13 protein-coding genes and 1 riboswitch are annotated in these 12945 nt (G+C 68.6%); of the genes, 9 read left to right on the top strand and 4 right to left on the bottom strand.

What is annotated here, in order from left to right; genetic code table 11:
• The first annotated feature begins 51 nt into the window (after window positions 1-51).
• Window positions 52-1257 carry a bifunctional phosphopantothenoylcysteine decarboxylase/phosphopantothenate--cysteine ligase CoaBC gene (gene coaBC / locus EV665_RS09040; protein WP_133033866.1) on the top strand — a complete coding sequence of 402 codons (1206 nt, stop codon included), beginning with the start codon at window positions 52-54 and terminating at the stop codon, window positions 1255-1257.
• On the opposite strand, the gene EV665_RS09035 is transcribed toward coaBC, so the two are convergent.
• Entirely contained in the window at window positions 1250-2071 is an 822-nt protein-coding gene (locus EV665_RS09035; RefSeq protein ID WP_064332750.1) for a class II glutamine amidotransferase, read from the bottom strand. The two genes, coaBC and EV665_RS09035, sit on opposite strands and share 8 nt — an antisense overlap.
• 336 nt (window positions 2072-2407) lie before the next feature.
• On the opposite strand from EV665_RS09035, the gene EV665_RS09030 reads away from it, so the two are divergent.
• The 3 genes from EV665_RS09030 to EV665_RS09020 all read left to right on the top strand — a co-directional run bounded on the left by EV665_RS09030 (window position 2408) and on the right by EV665_RS09020 (window position 4305).
• Complete coding sequence (locus tag EV665_RS09030) at window positions 2408-2812, top strand: GFA family protein (RefSeq protein WP_133033865.1); 405 nt, start codon at window positions 2408-2410, stop codon at window positions 2810-2812.
• 3 nt (window positions 2813-2815) lie between these two features.
• The gene (locus EV665_RS09025) at window positions 2816-3610 is read left to right on the top strand and encodes an AraC family transcriptional regulator (RefSeq protein WP_133033864.1); all 795 of its coding nucleotides are present in this window, start codon (window positions 2816-2818) and stop codon (window positions 3608-3610) included.
• 77 nt (window positions 3611-3687) lie between these two features.
• A complete protein-coding gene (locus tag EV665_RS09020; RefSeq protein ID WP_133033863.1) occupies window positions 3688-4305 on the top strand; it encodes a LysE family translocator in 618 nt (205 codons plus the stop codon).
• A gap of 4 nt (window positions 4306-4309) precedes the next feature.
• Here EV665_RS09020 and thiD read toward each other — a convergent pair whose 3' ends face one another.
• Complete coding sequence (thiD, locus tag EV665_RS09015) at window positions 4310-5119, bottom strand: bifunctional hydroxymethylpyrimidine kinase/phosphomethylpyrimidine kinase (RefSeq protein ID WP_133033862.1); 810 nt, start codon at window positions 5117-5119, stop codon at window positions 4310-4312.
• A 42-nt stretch (window positions 5120-5161) separates the two neighbouring features.
• Window positions 5162-5258, bottom strand: a riboswitch (TPP riboswitch).
• 157 nt (window positions 5259-5415) lie between these two features.
• Entirely contained in the window at window positions 5416-6996 is a 1581-nt protein-coding gene (locus EV665_RS09010; RefSeq protein ID WP_064332350.1) for a peptide chain release factor 3, read from the bottom strand.
• A 93-nt stretch (window positions 6997-7089) separates the two neighbouring features.
• Here EV665_RS09010 and dut point away from each other — a divergent pair, with 93 nt between their 5' ends.
• The 5 genes from dut to EV665_RS08985 all read left to right on the top strand — a co-directional run bounded on the left by dut (window position 7090) and on the right by EV665_RS08985 (window position 11092).
• The gene (gene dut, locus EV665_RS09005; protein ID WP_133033861.1) at window positions 7090-7563 is read left to right on the top strand and encodes a dUTP diphosphatase; all 474 of its coding nucleotides are present in this window, start codon (window positions 7090-7092) and stop codon (window positions 7561-7563) included.
• A gap of 4 nt (window positions 7564-7567) precedes the next feature.
• The gene (locus EV665_RS09000) at window positions 7568-8455 is read left to right on the top strand and encodes a GNAT family N-acetyltransferase (RefSeq protein ID WP_133033860.1); all 888 of its coding nucleotides are present in this window, start codon (window positions 7568-7570) and stop codon (window positions 8453-8455) included.
• A gap of 348 nt (window positions 8456-8803) precedes the next feature.
• Complete coding sequence (locus EV665_RS08995) at window positions 8804-9421, top strand: LysE family translocator (protein ID WP_133033859.1); 618 nt, start codon at window positions 8804-8806, stop codon at window positions 9419-9421.
• A 229-nt stretch (window positions 9422-9650) separates the two neighbouring features.
• A complete protein-coding gene (gene cysK, locus EV665_RS08990; RefSeq protein WP_064332348.1) occupies window positions 9651-10619 on the top strand; it encodes a cysteine synthase A in 969 nt (322 codons plus the stop codon).
• A 56-nt stretch (window positions 10620-10675) separates the two neighbouring features.
• Window positions 10676-11092, top strand: coding sequence for a VOC family protein (locus EV665_RS08985; RefSeq protein ID WP_133033858.1), 417 nt, complete (start codon window positions 10676-10678; stop codon window positions 11090-11092).
• Window positions 11093-11206: 114 nt separating this feature from the next.
• On the opposite strand, the gene EV665_RS08980 is transcribed toward EV665_RS08985, so the two are convergent.
• Entirely contained in the window at window positions 11207-12739 is a 1533-nt protein-coding gene (locus EV665_RS08980; RefSeq protein ID WP_133033857.1) for a YifB family Mg chelatase-like AAA ATPase, read from the bottom strand.
• Window positions 12740-12945 lie beyond the last annotated feature (206 nt).

Below are 12945 nucleotides of genomic sequence, written 5' to 3'. Positions count from 1 at the left end.
CCGGGGGCAAAACCGCTTCAGCGCTTTTGCTGGAATTGCCTAGGACCCGCCATGCCGCTTGCTGGAAAACGCATCCTCCTCGTCATGTCCGGCGGCATCGCCGCCTACAAGAGCCTCGACCTCATCCGCCGGCTGCGCGAGCGCGGCGCGGAGGTTCGTCCGGTCATGACGGCGGGCGCGCAGCAGTTCGTCACGCCGCTTGCCGTCGGCGCGCTTTCGGCCGGCCATGTCTATACCGACCTGTTTTCCCGCGAGGACGAGCAGGATGTCGGGCATATCCGGCTGGCGCGCGATTGCGACCTCGTCGTCGTCGCCCCCGCCACGGCCGACCTGATGGCGAAGATGGCGAACGGCCTTGCCGACGACCTCGCCTCCACCGTGCTGCTTGCCTCCGACCGGCCGGTGCTGCTGGCCCCGGCCATGAACCCGAAGATGTGGGCGCATCCGGCGACACGGCGCAATGTTGCCACGCTGCGGGGGGATGGGCTCGCCTTCATCGGCCCCAATGCCGGCGAGATGGCGGAAGGTGGCGAGGCCGGCCTTGGCCGCATGGCCGAGCCGCTGGAGATCGTCGCAGCGGTGGAAGGCCTGCTCGACGGCGGGGCAAGGCCGCTCGCCGGCCGCAAGGCCGTCGTCACCTCCGGCCCGACCCATGAGCCGATCGACCCCGTGCGCTACATCGCCAACCGCTCCTCCGGCCGGCAGGGCCATGCCATCGCCGCTGCGCTCGCCCGGCTCGGGGCCGAGGTGACACTGGTGTCCGGCCCCGTCACGCTCGGCGATCCGCCGGGCGTCACGGTGGTGAAGGTCGAGCGGGCGGAGGAGATGCTGCAGGCAGTGCTCGCGGCGCTGCCGGCGGATATCGCCGTCATGGTCGCGGCCGTCGCCGACTGGCGCGTGGCGACGCCGAACACGGAGAAGATCAAGAAGCAGCCGGGCGAAGGCCCGCCGCCGCTGATGCTCGCCGAGAACCCCGACATCCTGAAGACCGTCGGCCACCACGCCAAGCGCCCGAAGGTCGTCGTCGGCTTTGCCGCCGAGACGCAGGATGTCGAGAGCAACGGCCGCGTGAAGCTGCAGAAGAAGGGCGCCGACCTCATCGTCGCCAACGACGTCTCGCCGGAAACGGGCATCATGGGTGGCACGCGCAACAGCGTGAAGCTGATCACCGCCGGCGGCGTCGAGCAATGGCCGGATCTTTCGAAGGATGATGTCGCCGGCCGCCTTGCCGGCTGGATCGCCGAACGGCTTACCTGACGAGGGCGAGACGCCCTTCCATCGCCTGCGCCGGCCGGCCGGCGGGGGAGAAGATGCGCACGTCGACGCCGTTTTCGCCGAGCACGACGGCGCTGCCGTCGGGGATCTCCACCCAGGCTTCCGTGTCGTCGTTCAGCGGCTCGGAGACCAGGCAGTAGCCGCCCGTCGCACCCATCGGCGCGGCATAGAGCGTCGGCGCGGCATAGTCCGTCGCATAGCGCACCGCATAGAGCTGGTCGCCATCGGTGAAGGCGGCGGTGAAGCGTACGAGCACGCGGCGCTCCAGATGGGCGGCGAGCCGCTCGACGAAGGCGATCGTCTCGGCCATGGCGCCGAGCGGATCGCGGGCAAGGCCGAACTGCAGGGCGAGCAGGAACAGCAGCTCGGAATCCGTCGAGCCGGTGCGGGCCGTGTAGAGATCGTTGTCCAGCATGGTTTCCAGCGGCCGGCGCAGGTGCTCGAAATCGGCGATCTGGCCGTTGTGCATGAAGGACCAGACGCCGTGGACGAAGGGATGGCAGTTGTCGCGCCGCGTGCCGCCGCCCGTCGCGGCGCGCACATGGGCAAGAAAGAGCGGCGAGCGCACCTGCCTGGCGATGCTTCTGAGGTTGCAATCCGACCAGGCCGGCAGGATGTCGCGGTAGCGGCCGGGCTCCGGGCGCTCGCCATACCAGGCGATGCCGAAACCGTCGCCATTGGTCGCCGTCTTGGCGCGGGTGGCGCAGTGGGATTGCTCGATCAGCGAATGGGCAGGCGAGGACACCAGTTCCTCAAGGAAAAGCGGCTCTCCGCGATAGGCTGCCCAACGGCACATGACGCTATTCTCGCTTTCGAAGACCGGCACGAACCGGTGATGGATCCGACGCATTAACCATGGCACTGCCCGGATTTTCAACGCAAATGGGTAAAAATGCGTTAACGAATGTAAACGGGCCGAAACCGTGCGTGTCATTATGATGAAGGCGGGCCAGGGCACAGTTTCCGGCGGAACACGCGTTTTGCGAACGGCCCCTGTCCTCGCCGGCCGGTTTCGCGGACAACGGCCGGGCGTTGCGCGAATTGCAGAGCCGCACCTTCCTCACGCCGGCGCATTGACGCGCGGCCGCGAAACCCTATCCTTCCGCCCAATCCCGCGGCGGAAGGATAGACCATGCGGATCGACGGCCAATGCCATTGCGGCTTCGTGACCTACGAGGCCGAGATCGACCCGGAGGCGGTCTCCATCTGTCATTGCACGGATTGCCAGCGGCTGACCGGCTCGCCCTATCGCGTCACCGCGAGCGCCCCGCGCGAGACGGTGCGCCTTACCGGCAACCCGCCGAAACTCTACACGAAGACCGCCGGGAACGGCCGCAAGCGCCTGCAATATTTCTGTCCCGAATGCGGCGCGCCGCTGTTCACGACAGGCACCGGCGAGGACGCCGCGACCTGGGGCATCCGCTGGGGCAGCATCAACCAGCGTGCGGCGCTGAAACCGACGCGCCAGATCTGGTGCCGTTCGGCCCTCGATTGGTTCGGCGAGACGGCGGCGCTTCCCGGCGTCGCGAGGGATTGAGCCATGGCGACGGAGCGCTTCCGGATCGTGCGAACGGGCGTGGAGGGCATCGAGGCGGTCTTCGCCGACAGCCGGCATACGTTCGCGCGCCACACCCACGAGACCTACGGCATCGGCCTCATCGAGCGCGGCGCGCAGAAATCGACGAGCGGACGCGGTCTGGTGGAGGCGGCGGCCGGCAACACGATCACCGTCAACCCCGGCGAGGTGCATGACGGCGCGCCGCTCGGCGATGCCCCACGCGCCTGGCGCATGCTCTATCTGGAGCCGGCGCTCGTCCGCGCGGCGGCGGAGGATATTTTCGAAGGGCGCCCGCGCGAGGAGTTCTACGCGCCGGTGCTGGACGACGGGCGCATCGCAGGCCTGGTTTCCCGGCTGCTCGCCCTGCTTCTTGACGCCGGCGCCGACGCGCTCGGCCGCGAGGAACAGCTTCTCCTGCTGCTCGCCGCCGTGCTGCGCGAAGAGGCGCCGCGGCAGGATGGTCCGGCGGCCATCGGTCGTGCCCGCGACCGGCTCGACGCCGACCCGGCCCTGGCGGTGACGCTGGAGGACCTTGCCGGCGACTGCGGGCTCGGCCGTTTCCGGCTGGTGCGCGATTTCGCCCGGCTCACCGGCCTGACGCCGCATGCCTACTTGCTCCAGCGCCGCACCGAGCTTGCCCGCCGGCTGATCGCGGCCGGCACCCCGCTTGCCGAGGCCGCCATCGAAGCCGGCTTTGCCGACCAGAGTCACATGACGCGCAATTTCACCCGCCGCTACGGCTATACGCCCGGCGCCTTTCTCGCCGCGCGCGCCTGAGCGGCCGCAATTTCGTTCAAGACCCCCGGCGCCCTTCCGGTGTTCCCTGCCGCCTTTCAAACCGCACGGGACCGGACATGACCCTAGAACTCCTCATCACCTCGCTCGTCGTCATCCTCCTGCCGGGCACCGGCGTGATCTATACGCTGGCGCTCGGCATCAGCGGCGGGTTCCGCGCCGCCGTCCTGGCCGCCTTCGGCTGTACGCTCGGCATCGTTCCGCATATCCTCGCCAGCGTGGTCGGCCTTGCCGCCGTGCTGCATGCCAGCGCGCTCGCCTTCGAGGTGCTGCGCTATGTCGGCGTCGCCTATCTCCTGTTCATCGCCTGGAGCCTGCTGAAGGACAGCAATGCGCTGGATGTCGGGCCGGAGCAGGCACCGGCCGGCAATGCGCTGAGGATCGTGCGCAAGGGCATCCTCACCAACATCTTCAACCCGAAGCTCTCGCTGTTCTTCCTCGCCTTCCTGCCGCAGTTCATCCCGGCGAGCGCCTCCGGCGCTGCCACGGGCCAGATGCTTTTCCTCGGCGGCGTCTTCATGGCCCTCACCTTCCTCGTCTTCGTCGGCTATGGGGCGCTCGCCGCCGGCCTGCGCCGGCAGGTGCTGAGCCGGCCGGCGGTCATCGTCTGGATGCAGCGCAGCTTCGCCGCCGCCCTCGGCCTGATGGGCCTCCGGCTCGCGCTGGCCGATCGCTGACCGATCAGTTGCCGGACTGATGGAAATGATGCAGCGGACCGTGGCCCGAGCCGACGGTCAGCGCATCCGACAGGCGCACGGCACCGGCGATGAAGCGCTTGGCCGCCGCCACGGCATCGGCGAGCGCCTGCCCCTTGCCGAGCTCGGCGGCGATCGCGCTCGACAGCGAGCAACCGGTGCCATGCGTGTTGCGCGTCAGCACCCGCACGCCCTCGAACCAGTGCAGCCGATCGGGCGTCGCGAGCACATCCGGGCTCTCGCTGCCCGGCAGGTGCCCGCCCTTCAGCAGCACCGCCTTCGGCCCGAGGTCGAGCAGCCGCCTTGCCTGGTCCTCCATGCCGGCCCGGTCCACGGCCTCCGCCTCACGAAGGAGGGCGGCCGCCTCCGGCAGGTTCGGCGTGAGCACGCTTGCGCGCGGCAGGAGCTGGCGCGTCAGTGCGGCCACGGCCTCCTGCGCCAGGAGCGAAGCCCCGCCCTTGGCGACCATGACCGGATCGAGCACGATGGGCACCGCGCGATGCGGCGACAAGGCGGCCGCCACCGCTTCGGCGATCTCCGCCGAGGCGATCATGCCGATCTTCACCGCATCCACCCGGATATCGGCGAAAACCGCGGCGACCTGCGCCGCCACGAAGTCGGGCGGGACCAGATGCACGCCGGAAACGCCCTGCGTGTTCTGCGCCGTCAGGGCCGTCAGCGCCGCCATGCCATAGGTGCCGCGCGCGGCGAACGTCTTGAGATCCGCCTGGATGCCGGCGCCGCCCGAGGGATCGGAGCCCGCGATCGAGAGAATGTTTGCGATTGTGTCGGCCATCTCGCCTCCTTCCCGGCAGGGGCGGCCTCGGGGTGGCGGCGATGCGGCACCCGTTCGACTCCCTCCGCCGGCATGATCCGGTTCAGGTTCAAAGGGTGCTTCTCAGCCCGCCTTGCGACGGACGCCCCTGTCTTGAACGGGTTTTCGCAAATGACGCGGCGCCTGTCACGCCGAAAGTGGCGTCGTGGCGCATTTGCCACCGGCACCATGCATCCTTCTCCCCACCCGTGGCAGGGCAATCGCATATGGAACCGGAAGCGCGCCTCCTGGGCTCGTGGGCGGGTGACCCCGCCCGCTCAGGCCTTGGTGACGTGGTATTCCTTGATGGCGACCATCTTGATCGCCGGATAGCGTTCCGCCTCGTAGCGCAGCGAGAAGGCATCCTGCGCCAGGAAGACCGGGTCGCCGTCGAGGTCGCGGGCGATATCGCCGCGGCGCTGGGTGACGAACTTGTCCAGCTCCGCCGCGCTGTCCGACGAAATCCAGCGGCAGACGGAAAAGCGCGACATCTCGAAGGAGACGGGCAGGCCGTATTCCGCCGAAAGCCGCTCCTTCAACACGTCGAGCTGCAGCGCGCCGACGACGCCGACGATGGCGGGCGAGCCGTCTTCCGGCGAGAAGAGCTGCACGACGCCCTCCTCCGCCATCTGCTGGAGCGCTTCCTTCAGCTTCTTGGCCTTCATCGCATCCTCCAGCCGCACGCGGCGCAGGATTTCCGGCGCGAAGTTCGGCACGCCTTCGAAGACCAGCGCCTCGCCTTCCGTCAGCGTATCGCCGATCCGGAGCGTGCCATGGTTGGGGATGCCCACCACGTCGCCGGCATAGGCCGTATCGGCGAGCTGGCGCTGCGAGGCGAAGAAGAACTGCGGGGCCGAAAGGCCGATCGTCTTGCCCGTGCGGGCAAGGCGCACCTTCATGCCGCGCTCCAGCATGCCGGAGCAGACGCGGGCGAAGGCGATGCGGTCGCGATGGTTCGGGTCCATGTTCGCCTGGATCTTGAAGACGAAGGCTGTCATCCTGTCTTCCGAGGCATGGACCTTGCGCACATCCGCCACCTGGTCGCGCGGCGGCGGCGCGAAGGCGCCGAGCGCGTTGATAAGGTCGCGAACGCCGAAATTCCGGAGCGCCGAGCCGAAGAAGACCGGCGTCATGTGCCCCTCCAGGAAGGCCGCCTGGTCGTAGGGCCGGCAGGCCTCGCGGGCGAGCTCGAGCTCCTCGGTGAAGGCGGCCCGCTCGTTTTCCGGCAGGTTCTTCGCCACCACCGCCGGGTCGTCGATCTTCGTCGGCTGCACCTGCGTGTCCGAGCCGCGGAAGGTGCGGTCGGCCAGGTGATAGGAGCCGCAGAAGGTCTTCGAGCGGCCGACCGGCCAGGTGACCGGGGCGGTGTCGAGCGCCAGCTTCTCCTCCACCTCGTCGAGGATTTCGAACGGGTCGCGGCTTTCGCGGTCCATCTTGTTGACGAAGGTGATGATCGGGATGTCGCGCAGGCGGCAGACCTCGAACAGCTTCAGCGTGCGCGGCTCGATGCCCTTGGCGGCGTCGATGACCATGACGGCCGCATCCACCGCCGTCAGCGTGCGGTAGGTGTCGTCGGCGAAGTCCTCGTGGCCGGGCGTATCGAGAATGTTGAAGACGTTGCCGTCATATTCGAAGGTCATCACCGAGGTGACGACGGAGATGCCGCGTTCACGCTCGATCTTCATCCAGTCCGAGCGGGTCTGGATGCGGTCCTTCTTCGCCTTCACTTCGCCGGCGAGCTGGATGGCGCCGCCGAAAAGCAGCAGCTTTTCCGTGAGAGTCGTCTTACCGGCGTCCGGGTGCGCGATGATCGCAAAGGTGCGGCGGCGGGAGACCGCCTCTGCAAGGGTTTCGGCCATTTTCTGCAATATCCTGTGAGTTGCCGCGGTCTTTACAGGCTCCGCCGGGAAGATGCAATTGACGGGGTGGGACTGCGGCCGGCTTATGGGCGCATGAACGCACATGCCCCCACCCAGCCCACGCTCTGCCTTCTCCGCCTGCCGCATGGCGCGGGCATCGCGCTTCCCGCCTACGAGACCGGCGGCGCCGCCGGCATGGACCTGCGCGCCGCCGTGGCGGAAGACCAGCCGCTGACGCTGCCGCCCGGCCAGCGCGCCCTGGTGCCGACCGGCTTCGTCTTCGAGATCCCGGCCGGCTACGAGGGACAGGTCCGCCCCCGCTCCGGCCTTGCCTTCAAGAACGGCATCACCTGCCTCAACACGCCCGGCACGATCGACAGCGACTATCGCGGCGAGGTGAAGGTGCTGCTCGTCAATCTCGGCGAGGAGCCCTTCGTCATCGAGCGCGGCATGCGCATCGCGCAGATGGTGATCGCGCCGGTCACGCAGGTCGCCGTGCGCGAGGTGGAGACGGCGGGCGAGACCACCCGTGGCGCCGGCGGCTTCGGCTCCACCGGCGTGCTCTAGGGCCATGCCCGACCGCGAGGGCCTTTCCTTCCGCGCGGACTATTTCGGCGACGGCGCCGCCTGGCGGGCGCTTGCCGGCCTCCTCGAAGACATCTTCGACATCGACGTGACGGTGATCGACCGGCTCGGCGGGCCGGACCCGACGAGCATGCCCTTCGCCTGGTTCGACGATGCCGGCCGCTGCATCGCCAATATCAGCGCGTTTTCCCTGCCGCTTGTCGTCAACGGCACCTTCATGCGCGCCGCGGGCCTGCAATCGGGCGCCGTGCGGCCGGAATACCGCGGCAAGGGACTCTATCGCGATGTCATGGAAGCGGCGCTCCGGCACTGCGATGCGGAAGGGTTCGAGGCCGTCGCGCTTCTGACCGATACGCCGGACCTCTACCATCGCCACGGTTTTCGCGCGCTGGCGCAGCATCGTTTCTCCGGACCGGCGCCGACGGGCGGTCAGGCCGGACCGCTCCGGCGGCTCGATATCGAAAGCGAGACGGATGTCACACTGCTCGGCCGCCTGCTCGACGGCCGCCGGCCGGTGTCCGATCGCTTCGCACCCCTCAGGCAGAAGGAAATGTTCCTTTTCAACGCCGCGCTGATGCCGGACCTCAGGCTCGACCTGATGGAAGAGGCGAATGCCGCGATCGCCTGGCAGATGGGCGAGGACGGCGGCTTCGATCTCCTCGATGTCGTCGGCGCACGCATTCCGAGCCTCGCGGACATCCTGGCGAGCCTGCAGCTTGCACCTGCCAGCGTCACCGCGCACTTCGCGCCCGATCACCTCGACTGGGCGGGCACGGCCGTGCCGGACGAAGGCGACATGGTGCTCATGCTGCGCGCGGCGGAAGACCTCGCGCCGGAGCAGCCTTTCGCGCTGGCACCGATGGCCGCGTTCTGACCAGCGGCGCCAGCAGCGTGTCCATCACTCGACGCCGTGTGAACAAGCTAGCGCGGCCGGGTGGTAAGCAGGGGGCGATGGAGCCGGCCGGAAGGCCGATCCGGGGTCAAGAAGACCGGCAGGAAACCCCATGAGGAAGAGTTTTCGCGTTCCGTCGTGCAGCAACGCCCGCATGTCGAAGGCGCCGCGCGAACCGAGGCGGAGCGCCCGCCTGACGGGCTGGCCGAGATAGCGCGCCGGCAAACCGCAGGGCGCGATGCGCTTTCATCTTGTACCATTCGGGGCGCGAAACCGCTTCGCACTTTTGCCGGAATTGCGCTAGAAAAGCGCGGTTCCTTGGAGTCCGTCATGACCGTCGCCGTCCTGCTTGCCTATTGCGGTGCCCTGTTCATCGCCGCCATCATTCCCGGTCCCGGCATCACGGCGATCGTCGCGCGGGCGCTCGGCTCGGGTTTCCGGCCCACCTTCTTCATGGGCCTCGGCCTCATCCTCGGCGACATGCTCTACCTGACGGCGGTCATCCTCGGCCTTGCCTTCATCGCCCAGACCTTCACCACGACCTTCATGCTGATCAAGATCGCCGGCGCGCTCTATCTCGGCTACATCGCCTGGAAGCTCTGGACGAGCGGCCTCATCCCGCAGGATATCGAGGCGCGCGCCTCGACGAGCATGACCCTGTCCTTCCTTTCCGGCCTGTTCGTGACGCTCGGCAATCCGAAGACCATGCTGTTCTACGTCGCGCTGGTGCCGACGCTGGTCGATCTTGAGGCGATCGGCCTCGAGGATTACGGCATGCTGCTTGCCGCGACCTTCGTGGTGCTCATCGTCGTGCTCGTGCCCTATATCGCGCTCGCCTCGCGCGCCCGGCTTCTCCTCAGGCAGCCGAAGGCGCTGCAGCGGATGAACCGGATCGCCGCCGGCATTCTCGCCGGCACCGCCGCCTATATCGCGACCCGCGCGGCGTGAAGGACCATCCGGTTTTGCGCCGCTAGCGTTTCCGCTTTTCCCAAATCGCAAAAGCGCTCTATCTGTTTGTTCCGGCGCATTTCCGGGCGCAAAACCGCTGCACCCCTTTGCCGGAATTGCTCTCAGTGCGGGATTATTCCGCTTTCGGCGCTTTTGTCGCGAAATCCGGACTCGTCTCCGGCGCCATTCGCTCCTATCTTTTGCGGAACGAGAACCGAGGGAGCATCCGATGACCGACACCCGCAAACCCGGCCGCGGCCGTATCTACGCCTCCATCACCGAGACGATCGGCGACACGCCCATCGTGCGGCTCGACAAGTTCGCCAGGGAAAAGGGCGTTTCGGCCACCCTTCTTGCAAAACTCGAATTCTTCAACCCGATCGCCTCGGTGAAGGACCGCATCGGCGTGGCGATGATCGAGGCGCTCGAGGCCGACGGGAAGATCACGCCCGGCACCTCGACGCTGGTCGAGCCGACCTCGGGCAATACGGGCATCGCCCTCGCCTTCGCCGCCGCCGCCAAGGGCTATCGCCTCATCCTCACCATGCCCGAGACCATGTCGATCGAGCGGCGCAAGATGCTGGCGCTGCTCGGCGCCGAACTGGTGCTGACCGAGGGGCCGAAGGGCATGAAGGGCGCGATCGCCAAGGCGGAGGAACTGGCCGCCACCATTCCCGGCGCGATCATTCCCCAGCAGTTCGAAAATCCGGCCAACCCCGAGATCCATCGCCGGACGACGGCCGAGGAGATCTGGAACGACACGGACGGCGCGGTCGACATCCTCGTTTCCGGCATCGGCACCGGCGGCACGATCACCGGCGCCGGCCAGGTGCTGAAGGCGAAGAAGCCCGGCCTCAAGGTCGTCGCCGTCGAGCCGGCCGACAGCCCGGTCCTGTCCGGCGGCAATCCCGGCCCGCACAAGATCCAGGGCATCGGTGCCGGCTTCGCCCCGGCGATCCTCGACACGGCGATCTATGACGAGGTCGTGACCGTGACAAACGACGAGGCCTTCGAAAACGCCCGCCTCGTGGCGCGGCTGGAAGGCGTGCCGGTCGGCATCTCCTCCGGCGCCGCGCTCGCCGCCGCCGCCAAGGTCGGCAGCCGCCCGGAAAATGCCGGCAAGACCATCGTCGTCATCATCCCCTCCTTCGCCGAGCGCTACCTCTCCACCGCGCTCTTCGAAGGCCTCGGCGGCTGACGCCCTCCGGCCCGCTGCGCCGTGCGCACGGCGGGCCGTTCCCGGCCCCCTCCCTCATGCTCCATCACCTTTCCCTCGGCGTTTGCGACATTCTTCGCGCGGCCGCGTTCTATGACGCGGCTCTTGCGCCGCTCGGCTACGCGCGGGTCTGGTCGGATATCCGCCCCGGCGAGCCGGGCCAGGCTGTCGGCTACGGCCTGCCCGGCGGCGGCGACAAGCTCTGCCTGAAGGATCACGGCACGGCCGCCGCCGCGCCGGGGCCGGGCTTCCACGTCGCTTTTGCCGCACCGAGCCGCGGCGCGGTCGATGCCTTCCACCGGGCCGCCCTTGCCGCGGGCGGGCGCGACAACGGCGCGCCCGGACTGCGCCTCCCCTACGGCCCGACCTATTATGCCGCCTTCATCATCGACCCGGACGGGCACCGCATCGAAGCCGTCTGCAAGGACCCCGCGGGACCGCCCGCCGGCGGGTGAACCGTTCGTCCGTGCCCGATCGGCAAGGCTGAGCCATGCCCGCATAGGGCATCGGCATACCAGACCCACGCTCTCACTCTCCTTCGGCGGGACCGCTGCCTTCTTCCCGAAAACTCACGCCGCCGCGGAGAGCCGCTCGCCGGCGATGCGATAGGAGATCGCCTCCGCCAGATGAATGCGGCCGACGACGGGCGCCTCGTCGAGATCGGCGAGCGTGCGGGCGACCTTGAGGATGCGGTGGTAGCCGCGCGCGGAAAAATGCATCTTCTCCGCCGCATCGCGCAGGAGCTGGAGACCGCCGGGATCGGGCTCCGCCACCTTTTCGACGAGCGCGGTCGAGGCGCGCGCATTGCTGGTGACGGAGGCCATGCCGAGCCGGGCGTAGCGGTCGACCTGCAGGGCACGGGCACGGGCGACGCGGCGGGCGACGGTCTCGCTGGCCTCGGCGGCCATCGGGCGGATGAGATCCGTCGCCGAGACGGCCGGCACGTCGATGCGGATGTCGATGCGATCCATCAGCGGGCCGGAAATGCGGGCCTGGTAGTCGCTCATGCAGCGCGGGCCGCGGGCGCAGGTCCGGCCGGGTTCGCCCGCCATGCCGCAGCGGCAGGGGTTCATCGCCGCGACGAGCTGCATGGCGGCGGGATAGCTCACCCGGTGGTTCGCCCGGGCGATGATGCATTCCCCGGTCTCGAGCGGCTGGCGCAGCGCATCGAGCGCCTGGGGCGAGAATTCCGGCAGTTCATCGAGGAAGAGCACGCCGTTATGGGCCAGCGAGACCTCGCCCGGCCTTGCCCGCGACCCGCCGCCGACGAGCGCGGCCATGGTGGCGGAATGATGCGGCGCGCGGAAGGGCCGGCGATCCGAAAGCCGGCCGCCGGAAAGCTGGCCGGCGATGGAATGGATCATCGAGACCTCCAGCAGCTCCCGCGGCGAGAGCGGCGGCAGGATGGCGGCAAGGCGCGCGGCCAGCATGGACTTTCCCGAGCCCGGCGGGCCGACCATCAGGAGATTGTGGTTGCCGGCCGCTGCCACTTCCAGCGCCCGCTTGGCGCTTTCCTGGCCGCGGATATCGGCAAGGTCCGGCAGGTCCGCGGCCGCCGCGCGGATTGCCGGCGCCGGCCGGGACAGGACCTGCGTTCCCTTGAAATGATTGGCGAGCGCAATCAGGCTGCGCGGCGCCAGGATATCGAGGCCGCTGCCGGCCCAGGCGGCTTCCGCGCCGTTTTCCGCCGGGCAGATCAGCCCCTTGCCGAGCGCGTTCGCCCCCATGGCGGCGGGCAGCGCCCCGGCGACGGGCGCGATCGTGCCGTCGAGGTTCAGCTCGCCGATGACGACATAATCCTCCAGCGCATCGCCCGGCACGGCGCCGAGCGCCATCATCAGGCCGAGCGCGATGGCAAGGTCGTAGTGGCTGCCTTCCTTCGGCAGATCCGCCGGGGCGAGATTGACCGTCACGCGCTTCGGCGGCAGCGAAAGGCCGGAGGCGTGCAGGGCCGCCTGCACCCGCTCGCGGCTTTCGGCGACCGCCTTGTCCGGCAGGCCGACGATCTGCATGCCCACCTTGCCGGGCGCCACCATGACCTGCACGTCGACCGGCACGCCCTCGATGCCCTGGAATGCGATCGTACCGACCCGCGCCACCATGATTGCCTCCGCCCGTTCCCGCGGCGCTGCGCCATTCTCGGCGCAAGGCTACCGCGACACGTTTTCGCCGAAAACGCCCCCTGCACCCGCCCCTGGGTTGCATCTGCAAATCTGGCACGGAATCCGGAATGAAACAAGAACAATCATAGAACTTGCGAGAGAATTTTCCGCGCATCGGTTGTAGCCGGTTGCATTTGCGGAACGAA

The sequence above is a fragment of the Shinella granuli genome (assembly GCF_004341885.1).
In the GTDB taxonomy this organism is placed as follows: Bacteria; Pseudomonadota; Alphaproteobacteria; order Rhizobiales; family Rhizobiaceae; genus Shinella; species Shinella granuli.
Note: the sequence above shows the minus strand (reverse complement) of the source record. Positions and strands in the feature narration are given on the sequence as shown.